Origin of the sequence: Aureibaculum luteum, from assembly GCF_003449015.1 — a bacterium.
In the GTDB taxonomy this organism is placed as follows: domain Bacteria; phylum Bacteroidota; class Bacteroidia; order Flavobacteriales; family Flavobacteriaceae; genus Aureibaculum; species Aureibaculum luteum.
Genome location: NZ_QRGD01000006.1, coordinates 346,437 through 357,303, shown reverse-complemented (window position 1 = coordinate 357,303; position 10,867 = coordinate 346,437). Strand labels below are relative to the sequence as shown.

Genomic DNA, 10,867 nt, shown 5'->3' with positions numbered 1-10,867 from the left:
ACTGCCACTAGGTGGGAGAGTATGTCGTCGCCTTTCTTTTAAACCTTCATTATTAATTTAATGAAGGTTTTTTTATGGAATAAACCTTCATTTACGTTTTTAGACAAAAAAATATCCAATAGTTCTTAATAATTTTTAATTCTTCGGCAAAAAAAATATTTATATGTGAATATTAAGTGGTAGTTTTAAACCAAGGAATAATTTAAATTTACAGATTAATAAAAAACAAATTATATTTATCATAATTAAAATTTTAAAATATGAATATTAAATTAAGCTTAGCAATGATACTATCTATTTTATTTTTAAGTTGTGCTTCTTCGCAAAAGACAACAAACCTATTTAATGGTAAAGATTTATCAGGATGGGAAATTTATGGTACCGAAAAATGGAGTGTTGAAGATGGCTTATTGGTTTGCGAGAGCGGTCCAGATAAACAATATGGTTATTTAGCAACAGAAAAAGAGTACAAAAATTTTGAATTAACGGTGGATTTTAAACAATCAGCAAATGGAAATAGTGGGGTATTTTTTAGATCAAGTATTGAAGGTACAAAAATAGCTGGTTGGCAGGTAGAAGTAGCTCCGCCTAAGCATGATACTGGAGGAATTTACGAATCTTACGGGAGAGGATGGTTAATAAAACCAGACACAGAAAAAGACAAATATTTAAAATTTGGAGAATGGAATACTATGAAAATTCATGTTGTAGGAAATACTGTAACCACTTGGTTAAATGGAAATCAAATGATCAAACTACAAGATGAAAAGATAGGTGAAGCTAATGGGAAAATAGCTTTACAAATTCATGATGGTGGTGGAATAAAAGTTTTTTGGAAAAATATAAAATTAAAGGAAATAAAATAAAATTTAATTTTCGAACATTTAAAATTTAATTTTTAAAGGATATCAATAGTATTTAATGAGATTATTTCTTTTTCCATGCTATTTGGTGTTGTTTTGAACTCTGTTTTAAAATATATTTGATTTTTACACCCAACACTGAATACAGCTTCAGAGATATTGAATCCTATTTTTACAATGATGATGGTGGACTTTTAAATCGTATAGATCTCACATATAGAACTAATAATTTACTGGTTATATCTTTGTGTTTTCTATAATATCTGAAAAATATATGTGTAGCATATTAGATAAATCTTCAAGTTTAAAATTAAAAATATCTAATTGTAGATCTATCTGATATATTAAACGTTCCATAAATATATCTTCTTTTGATTTAGAAATATTTTCATTGGATTACTTATAGGGTCAGTTTTGTAAGGCGAAACTATTTTTTCATTATTGTTAATTATATTCTTAATTTTAAACTGTAGTTCATTAAAGTTAAAAGTTTTTTTTAATATTCTACAGTATATATTTTAAGTCCAATTAGTCGAAATCTTAGTGGTTAAATGAATTATAGAAATGTGAGAAGTTGTTTTTTATCAAGTTTTAAACATTTCTATACCATCTATCATGGGCATCATAGTATCACTTATTACTAAATCGGGCATATTTATCTTAGCTAATAATATTATTTTCTACGATCCAAAAGGTATTTAATTACTCTTTGTTTAGATCAGTTGTTAAATCAAAAGTCAAGAGCTCTTGGTGTTTAGTTATTTGTTTTATTGATTCTTTTTTAAACTTCCTAATTACTTTTTCATCCTCATAAAAAACATTCTAATAATTACTTATGATAACTGAAAAACGAGTTCCTTTTTAGATAAAGAAGAAACATTTAAATCCACAATTAATTCAAAACACAGGTTGGGAGTAATTAAACAAATTAGTTAAGCAAGTATTCAATATTGATAAAGATTTCTTTATAGTATAAGACATCCTAATTTATAGTAATAATTGAGTATTTTTATAATTCATATCAATTAGGTTTTGAATCGTATATTTAGAAGTGTCAATATAAAAAAAAAGGCAATTACGACATTATGTCCGTATGTGTAACTTACAAAAGCAAAAACTGAATTAATTAAAATATAGAGTGCTATTATTTATGATTAACTTACATTTAAAATTGAATATTATATTGGGTATATTTTTCTTTATTATAATTTTTAGTTGTAAAAAAAATGAAAGTCAAGAAAAAGAAAGGTCAACTAAACCAAATATTGTTTTGATAAATATTGACGATCTCGGTTGGCGAGACGTAAGTTTTATGGGTAATGATTTTTTTGAAACGCCTAATATTGATGCACTCTCAAAAGAAGGTATGGTTTTTACCAATGGGTATGCTTCCGCGGCAAATTGTGCCCCAAGTAGAGCCAATTTAATGACTGGTCAATGGCCGCAACGTCATGGAATTTATACCGTTGGGAATTCGGATAGAGGCAAATCTAAATTTAGAAAATTAATTCCTACTAAGAATATAACAACATTAGCCGATCGTTTTTTGACACTTCCAGAAGTGCTAAAAAACAACGGATATTCTACTTGTCATGCGGGTAAATGGCATTTGACAGATAACCCATTAGACAATGGTTTTGAAATTAATATTGGAGGAAGTCACGTTGGACATCCTTCAAGTTATTATCCACCATATAAAAATGTGGCTTTAGAAGCCGAGGAAGGTAAAAGGCTTACTGATTTGATAATGGATAAAACTATTGATTTTCTAAGAACTAATAACAGACCATTTTTTCTTAATTATTCACCTTATTCAGTTCATACTCCTATACAACCAGTAAAAGAATTGGTAGGTAAGTATAAAAACAAAGTTTCAATACAAGGGCACAATAATGCTGATTATGCGAGTATGATAGAAAATTTGGATGCTAATATTGGACGTTTAATTTCTATTTTAAAAAAGACAGGAGAATTAAAGAATACTTTTATTGTATTTACATCTGACAATGGTGGGCTGTATTCGGTGAGTAAACAACATCCGTTAAGGGCGGGAAAAGGGAGTTATTACGAAGGTGGTATTAGAGTACCTTTCTTTTTTGTTTGGCCTGATAAAATAAAAAGGAATGAAAAATCTGAAGAACTTATTTCAAACCTTGATTTGTATCCAACAATTTTAGAAGTTGCTAATATTGAAAAACCCAAGGATAAAATTTTAGATGGTCATAGTTTAATAAAGCTGCTTAAACAAAAACAAACTAAATTAGATAGGTCTTTATTTTGGCATTTTCCAGTTTATTTACAAGCTGTAGTAAAAATAAATGAAAATAGAGATGCTAAGTTTAGAACACGTCCGGGTTCGGTAGTTCGAAAAGGAAATTGGAAATTGCATCATTACTTTGAAGATAACACTTTAGAACTTTTTAATTTAGAAAACGACGTGGGTGAGCAGAATAATTTAGTATATAAAAAACCTGATATAGTAAAAGAATTATTGGTGTTGTTAAATAATTGGAGAGAGAAAACCAATGCTCCAGTACCTAAAGAATTAAATTTGGAATATGAACTTAATGCAAATAATTAAAACTCAATGAACTGCTTAATAATAGAAAATTAAAGAATTATGAAAAATAGTATATTTAAAATTTGTTTCGTTGGCTTGATGGTATTGGTTACTTCTTGCAAACAAAAAGATACGGTAGAAATAGCTGTTACAGAGGTAAAACCAAACATTATTTACATTTTAGCAGATGATTTAGGCTATGCCGAATTAGGAGCTTTTGGTCAAGAAAAGATAGAAACTCCGAATATTGATGCTCTCGCTAACACAGGAATGCGTTTTACGCAACATTATACAGGTGCTCCGGTATGTGCACCTGCCAGATATAATTTGTTAACCGGTAAACATTCGGGTCATGCTTATGTCAGAGGAAATGATGAATGGGCACAACGAGGTAAAGTTTGGGATTATAGAGCTATGGAATTAGATTCTACTCTTGAAGGGCAAAGGCCAATTCCGATGAATACAGTAACTATTGCAAACAAACTCAAGGATGCTGGTTATACTACTGGTATGGTAGGTAAATGGGGACTAGGTGCTCCTCATACTAACTCGTTACCCAATAATTTTGGATTCGATTATTTTTTTGGATTTAACTGTCAACGACAAGCACATACTTATTATCCTGTTCACTTATATGAAAATAAAGTAAGATATCCATTAAACAATGATACTATTGCACCAAATACAAAATTAGACAAAGGTGCAGATCCTTATGAATCTTCCAGTTATGCAAAGTATAATATGAAGGATTACGCTTCAGAAATGATGTTTACTAAAATAACGGAATTTGTAGAAAAAAACAAAAAGGAACCTTTTTTTATGTATTGGGCTGATCCAATTCCTCATGCGGCATTGCAAGCCCCAAAACGCTGGGTTGATTATTATGTTAAAAAGTTTGGAGTAGAGGAGCCATACTTAGGTAATAGAGGCTACTTTCCTTCAAGAAATCCACGTGCAACGTATGCTGCAATGGTTTCTTATTTGGATGAAAATGTTGGTAAATTGGTTGCACAATTAAAGAAAGAAGGAATTTATGAAAATACGCTTATTATTTTCACTTCTGATAATGGGCCAACTTATAATGGTGGTACCGATTCACAATGGTTTGATAGTGCAAAACCATTTAGGAGTGAGTATGGTTATGGTAAAGGTCATTTATATGAGGGGGGAATACGAATACCTATGATTGCTTCATGGCCAGCTAAGATTAAATCGGGTACTGAGTCTGATTTAATTTCGGCACATTATGATGTAATGGCCACGCTTTCAGAAATTACAAATCAAAGTAAACCTGAGAGTACAGATGGTATAAGCTTTCTTCCAACTCTTTTAGGTGAAAAAAGCAAACAGAAGCATCATGAATTTTTGTTTTGGGAATTTCCAGAATATGGAGGTCAAGTAGCTATAAGGATAGGTGAATGGAAAGTAATAAGACGTAATCTTAAAGACAAAAAAGCTGAGCCAACATTAGAGTTATATAATTTAAATACAGATATTAGAGAGGAAAATAATGTTGCAGATAAGCATCCGGATATTTTACAAAAAGCTGCTAAAATATTTGAAACAGAACATACAAATGCTGAAGTTGAACGTTTTAGAATACCGTTAGTTGAAGGAGGATTATTAACTAACGAATAAACTTTTCAAATGCCATTAAATAGAAGTAACCTTATTATATAGACTATGAATACACGAAGAAATTTCATCAAAAAAGCCACAATAGTAAGTGCTGGTATTTCGGTATTACCAAATTTAACCTATGGTTTTAGTACAAATAAAGACAAATTGAAAGTAGCCTTAATAGGTGTAGGTCTTAGAGGTACCAACCACTTAACTAATTTATTGCAACGAGAAGATGTTATTATAACGGCTATATGTGATGTTGATCCTGCTAGAATAAAAATTGCAGAAGAACATATTAAAAAACATAAAAATCCAAAAGTAAAAATTTTTGGAAAAGATGATTACGATTATAAAAACCTATTGGAGTTAAAAGAAATTGACGCAGTTATAATTGCAACACCATGGTTATGGCATACACGTATGGCAGTTGATTCAATGAAGGCAGGAAAATATACAGGTTTAGAAGTTTCAGCGGCTAATACTTTGGAAGAATGTTGGGATTTAGTAAATGTTCATGAAGAAACTGGTTCGCATTTAATGATTTTAGAAAATGTTAACTATCGCAGAGATGTATTGGCTGTACTCAATATGGTAAAGCAAAATGTATTTGGTGAAATGATACATTTTAGATGTGGTTATCAGCATGACTTGCGTTTTGTGATGTTAAACGATGGTAAATCGGCTTATGGTAAAGGAGTAGAGTTTGGAGATAAAGGAATATCAGAAGCAGCATGGCGAACACAACACTCGGTTTTACGAAATGCAGATGTGTATCCTACACATGGTGTTGGCCCCATTGCGGTCATGTGTGATGTAAACAGAGGGAATCGAATGGTTTCATTGACCTCTCATGCTACTAAGAGTAGAGGGATGCACAATTATATAGTAGAAAATGGAGGGGAGAATCATCCAAACGCAAAAGTAAATTTTAAAATGGGAGATGTAATTACATCTACCATAGAAACTGCAAATGGAGAAACCATTATTGTAACCCATGATGTGCACTTGCCAAGACCATACTCACTAGGTTTTAGGGTTCAAGGAACAAAAGGACTATGGGAAAAAGATGGAGATAGAATTTATATTGAAGGACAGTCTAAAAAACCACATGTATGGGACGATTCAAAAGAATGGTTAGAGAAATATGATCATCCCCTTTGGAAGAAATACGGAGAGCACGCTTTGGGTGCAGGTCACGGAGGTATGGACTTTTTTGTTATCAACGCATTTGTAGAATCAGCAAAAGAAAATATTCCTCCACCAATGGATGCTTATGATGCCGCAGCTTGGAGTGCAATTACACCATTATCAGAACGATCAATCGAAAATAATGGAGAACCACAGGACTTTCCAGATTTTACAAGAGGGAATTGGATTAAAAACAAACCCTATAACTGGATGAAAGGGACTTTTTAATTTTTATATTCTGTATCTTTACATCAGATTTAATAAATTATTATATGGATAAAGTGAAACCCACACTTGTAATTTTAGCAGCAGGAATAGGTAGCCGTTACGGTGGATTAAAACAATTGGATACATTTACTTCAGAAGGAGATACAATTTTAGATTTTTCAATTTATGATGCTTTAAGGGCTGGTTTTGGAAAATTTGTATTTATCATCCGTAAAAGTATTGAAAACGAGTTTAAAAGTGTTTTTGATAAAAAATTAAAAGGAAAAGCTAACGTTGAATATGTTTTCCAAGAAGTTGAAAATGTCCCTGTTGCATATCAAAATATTGGTAGAGAAAAACCTTGGGGAACTGCCCATGCATTGCAAATGGCTAAAGATGTTGTCCAAGAAAATTTTGCCGTAATTAATGCGGATGATTTTTATGGTAAAGAAGCTTTTGAAGTTATGGCAAATACGTTGTTAAAAACAGATAAGAATTCTTATTCGTTTAATATGATGGGGTATTTACTTAAAAATACGGTTTCTGATTATGGGTTTGTTTCAAGAGGAGAATGCCAAGTTAATGAATCTGGGTATTTATCTTCTGTTATTGAGCGAACACATATTGAAAAAATAGACAATAAATTGTTGCGTAAAGACGATCATGGAAATTTTATAGCTATAGATGAAAACACAGTTGTCTCAATGAATTTTTGGGGATTTACACCCAAATATTTTGAATTTGGAGATGTGCTTTTTAATGAATTTTTAGTAGCAAATAAAACGAATTTAAAAGCTGAATTTTATATCCCTTTAGTTGTCAATTCTATTATAGAATCGAATAAGGCTACCATAAAGGTATTAACATCCAATGCAGAATGGTTTGGAGTTACTTATAAACAAGATAAAGAGTTTGTACAAAATGCAATAGCTCAATTAAAGGATAAAAATATTTATCCAACACAGTTATTTTAAAATTCTCATTTATAATATAATTATAAACAGTAAAGTCTTTTATTTAGGACTTTAACGGATGCTTTGCAAGTTTAATTAAATGGTCTAATTCCTTATTTTGACCTGTTACAAACAATAAAAAGAATAATGGTAAATTAGTAAGATGTATTAAAAGCAAACCGAATGTATTAGAAATGTTTTTCATGTAATTGTATTTTATTATATAACAATTTTCTGTTTAAAACTCCCACTCCATAATTGAAAAAAGTTTAACTTTATCAGATAATCTGATTATAAATTTTCTCTAATTATCAAATAATGAAAAAAATAATACTACTTTTTCTTATATGCAGTGTGTTAAGCACCGTTTCTATTGCTCAAAAATCACCAAAAGTTAATCTTAAAAAATTAGATCAGTATTATTCTAAAATGGTCAAGGATTGGGATTTACCTAGTGCAACAATTGGTATTGTAAAAGATGGTAAATTGGTTTTTACGGGGAGCTATGGTGTAAAGGAAATCGGGAAAAATGACAGGCCTGATGAGAATACTAATTATGCTATTGCTTCTAACTCTAAAGCATTTACGAGTGCTATTATAGGAATGTTGGTTGATGAAGGGAAATTAAATTGGGATGATAAAGTTAAATACTATTTACCCTATTTTGCGGTTTATGATCCATGGGTGAGTGCTAATGTAACTATTCGTGATTTACTAAGTCATCGTGTTGGTTTGGGTACTTTTAGTGGTGATGTTATTTGGTATAAATCGGATTTAAGTGCTGAAGAAATAGTAAAAAGGATTCAATTTATTCCTAAAGCTTATGATTTTAGGGCAGGTTATGGATATTCAAATGTAATGTATATTACTGCTGGTGAAGTTATCAGAGCTGTTACAGGTAAAAGTTGGGCGGAAAATGTGAAGGAAAGAATATTTAATCCTTTAAAAATGGAAAGAACGGTTACAAATCCTGATAAATTGGATGAATTAGGGAATTATGCAACTCCACATGCCAGAGAAAAAGATGTTAATATACCTATTGATTGGGTAAATTGGGAAGAAATAGGTGCCTTAGGAGGTGTAATTTCTAATGTAAATGATATTTCTAAATGGATGATCTTAAATCTGAACAATGGAATAAACGGAAAAGACACCTTGTTTTCAAAACTAGCAAGAAATATGGTTTGGACACCACACAACAATCATATGGTTGACCAAACAAAAAAGAATGATTTTAATCGTCATTTTAATGCCTATGGATTAGGGTGGGGCTTGAGTGATTATCATGGAAATTTACGTGTTGGTCATACAGGTGGTTATGATGGAATGATTACAGCAATAACTATGATTCCTGATAAAAAGTTAGGCGTTGTGGTTTTAACTAACGGTATGAAAAGCCCAATTATGGCGGCTACTTATTACGCATTAGATCAGTATTTGGGTGAAGAAACTGTTGATTGGTCTGCAAAAATGTTGGCAAACAATAATCGTAATCAAAAAAGTGATACAAGAGTAAGTGATAGAAAATCAAAAAGAGTAATGAATACAACGTCATCTGTTCCTTTGGGTGATTATGTAGGTACCTATAAAAGTGATATTTATGGTGATATTACCATAAGTAAATTAGGGGATGATTTAAAAATGAAATTTGAACATTCACCAGATTTATCAGCAACATTAGAACATTGGCATTATGATGTTTTTGAAATTAAATGGGATGTAAAACATGCTTGGTTTAATTTTGGGACTGTAAAATTTAATCTAGATAATAATTTAAAAGTTCAGGGACTAGATTTTGATGTACCTAATGATGATATATTCTTTGAAGAGCTAAAACCTTATAAAGTGCATTAGATTTTATTTTGGCGACCATAAAAAAAGGCATTAAGAACAGGGATTACCAGAAATAGAATATCGTAAATAAAAATTCCTCCTTTCAATTGAAAGAAGGAATTTTTATTTGTAATTATTGATATAAAATTTGATTATGATCTATCTAAGAACAGAAGATATTAATGAACAGACAATAAATCTCCACTACCTTTGGTAGCTAAGTTCGTACGTCCCATTAAAAATCTATCAACCTCTCTTGCTGCTTCTCTACCTTCTGATATTGCCCAGACAATTAAAGATTGGCCTCTACGCATATCTCCTGCCGCAAAAATATTTGGCACATTGGTTTGGTATTTTGTCGCTTTATAATTACTTCTAGCGTCTGTTTCTAAGCCTAATTGGTCACTTAACGTAGCTTCTGGACCTGTAAACCCAAGGGCAAGTAAAGCCAAGTCACAAGGCCAAGTTTTTTCAGTACCTTCAATTTCAATTAGCTGAGGACGTTGACCTGGAACCATTTTCCATTCAACATTTATTGTTTTTAAAGCAGTTAATTTTCCTTCTTTATCTTTAATAAATTCTTTAGTGTTGATAAGCCAGTTTCTTACTACACCTTCTTTGTGAGATGAAGTAGTTTTTAACTGCAACGGCCAATAAGGCCAAGGTGTAGTTGGTGAACGATGTCCCGGAGGTTTAGGCATAATTTCAAAATTCACTACAGATTTTGCTCCATGACGATTAGAAGTACCTACACAATCAGAACCTGTATCTCCACCACCAATTACTATAACATTTTTGTCTGTAGCCATTACTTGGTCTTTTACTTCTTTACCAAATAATACTTTAGTTTGCTGTGTTAAGAAATCCATTGCTTGTACCACGCCCTTTGCATCAATTCCAGGAGTTGGTAAACTACGTCTTACTGTTGCACCGCCACATAAAACTACGGCGTCAAAAGCTTTTAAATCCTCAACTTTATAATTTACTCCAACATTTACATTTGTTTTAAATATAATTCCTTCTGCAATTAGAATTGCCAAGCGACGATCTATAATTCCTTTTTCCATTTTAAAATTAGGAATTCCATAGCGTAATAAACCGCCAATAGCATCATCTCTTTCAAAAACGGTAACTAAATGTCCGGCTCTATTTAATTGTTGAGCTGCTGCTAAACCAGCAGGACCAGAACCAACAACGGCAATGGTTTTACCCGTTCGTACTTTTGGAGGGTGTGGTTTAATCCAACCTTCTTTAAAAGCACGTTCTACTATACTTTTTTCGATATTTTCTATAGAAACAGGATCTTCAATAATACCTAACACGCATGATTTTTCACAAGGTGCTGGACATAAGCGTCCTGTAAACTCGGGAAAGTTATTCGTTGAATGTAATAACCATGATGCTTTTTGCCATTCTCCTTGATAAACCATATGGTTAAAATCGGGAATTAAATTTCCGAGTGGACAACCACTATGACAAAATGGAATACCGCAATCCATGCAACGCGAGCCTTGTTCTGTAATTTCAGACTCATTCAATGGTACCGTAAATTCCTTATAATTTTTTACACGATCTTTTACTTCCGTGTACTTTTCATCTTGTCTTTCAAACTCTTTAAATCCTGTAATTTTTCCCATGAC

The 10,867-nt window shown here is 31.6% G+C and carries 8 protein-coding genes; 6 read left to right on the top strand and 2 right to left on the bottom strand.

Annotated features, from left to right (window positions below; genetic code table 11):
- Window positions 1-260: 260 nt before the first annotated feature.
- The 5 genes from D3P13_RS15215 to D3P13_RS15195 all read left to right on the top strand — a co-directional run bounded on the left by D3P13_RS15215 (window position 261) and on the right by D3P13_RS15195 (window position 7,415).
- Window positions 261-866: a 3-keto-disaccharide hydrolase gene (locus D3P13_RS15215; RefSeq protein WP_117883717.1), complete on the top strand. Its 606-nt coding sequence runs from the start codon at window positions 261-263 to the stop codon at window positions 864-866.
- Window positions 867-2,034: 1,168 nt separating this feature from the next.
- The gene (locus D3P13_RS15210) at window positions 2,035-3,444 is read left to right on the top strand and encodes a sulfatase (protein WP_232829211.1); all 1,410 of its coding nucleotides are present in this window, start codon (window positions 2,035-2,037) and stop codon (window positions 3,442-3,444) included.
- A 39-nt stretch (window positions 3,445-3,483) separates the two neighbouring features.
- On the top strand, window positions 3,484-5,061 hold the full coding sequence (locus D3P13_RS15205) for an arylsulfatase (protein ID WP_117883715.1): 1,578 nt from the start codon (window positions 3,484-3,486) through the stop codon (window positions 5,059-5,061).
- 45 nt (window positions 5,062-5,106) lie between these two features.
- Window positions 5,107-6,462, top strand: a complete 1,356-nt coding sequence (locus D3P13_RS15200) for a Gfo/Idh/MocA family protein (RefSeq protein ID WP_117883714.1) — start codon at window positions 5,107-5,109, stop codon at window positions 6,460-6,462.
- A gap of 44 nt (window positions 6,463-6,506) precedes the next feature.
- Complete coding sequence (locus tag D3P13_RS15195; RefSeq protein WP_198680041.1) at window positions 6,507-7,415, top strand: sugar phosphate nucleotidyltransferase; 909 nt, start codon at window positions 6,507-6,509, stop codon at window positions 7,413-7,415.
- Window positions 7,416-7,458: 43 nt separating this feature from the next.
- Here the strand turns inward: D3P13_RS15195 and D3P13_RS21960 are convergent, their stop codons facing one another.
- Window positions 7,459-7,599 (bottom strand): hypothetical protein, encoded by a 141-nt coding sequence (locus D3P13_RS21960; protein ID WP_157972932.1) that lies wholly within the window; start codon window positions 7,597-7,599, stop codon window positions 7,459-7,461.
- Between the two features lie 113 nt (window positions 7,600-7,712).
- Between D3P13_RS21960 and D3P13_RS15190 the strand changes: the two genes are divergently transcribed.
- Window positions 7,713-9,248 (top strand): serine hydrolase, encoded by a 1,536-nt coding sequence (locus D3P13_RS15190; protein WP_117883713.1) that lies wholly within the window; start codon window positions 7,713-7,715, stop codon window positions 9,246-9,248.
- 158 nt (window positions 9,249-9,406) lie between these two features.
- On the opposite strand, the gene D3P13_RS15185 is transcribed toward D3P13_RS15190, so the two are convergent.
- A complete protein-coding gene (locus tag D3P13_RS15185; protein WP_117883712.1) occupies window positions 9,407-10,864 on the bottom strand; it encodes a glutamate synthase subunit beta in 1,458 nt (485 codons plus the stop codon).
- Between the last annotated feature and the right edge of the window lie 3 nt (window positions 10,865-10,867).

What these genes read in the sequence shown, in the direction of transcription:
- D3P13_RS15185 (WP_117883712.1), bottom strand. Translation starts at nt 10,864, where the DNA reads ATGGGAAAAATTACAGGATTTAAAGAGTTTGAAAGACAAGATGAAAAG.
- D3P13_RS15205 (WP_117883715.1), top strand. Translation starts at nt 3,484, where the DNA reads ATGAAAAATAGTATATTTAAAATTTGTTTCGTTGGCTTGATGGTATTG.
- D3P13_RS21960 (WP_157972932.1), bottom strand. Translation starts at nt 7,599, where the DNA reads ATGAAAAACATTTCTAATACATTCGGTTTGCTTTTAATACATCTTACT.
- D3P13_RS15190 (WP_117883713.1), top strand. Translation starts at nt 7,713, where the DNA reads ATGAAAAAAATAATACTACTTTTTCTTATATGCAGTGTGTTAAGCACC.
- D3P13_RS15215 (WP_117883717.1), top strand. Translation starts at nt 261, where the DNA reads ATGAATATTAAATTAAGCTTAGCAATGATACTATCTATTTTATTTTTA.
- D3P13_RS15195 (WP_198680041.1), top strand. Translation starts at nt 6,507, where the DNA reads ATGGATAAAGTGAAACCCACACTTGTAATTTTAGCAGCAGGAATAGGT.
- D3P13_RS15200 (WP_117883714.1), top strand. Translation starts at nt 5,107, where the DNA reads ATGAATACACGAAGAAATTTCATCAAAAAAGCCACAATAGTAAGTGCT.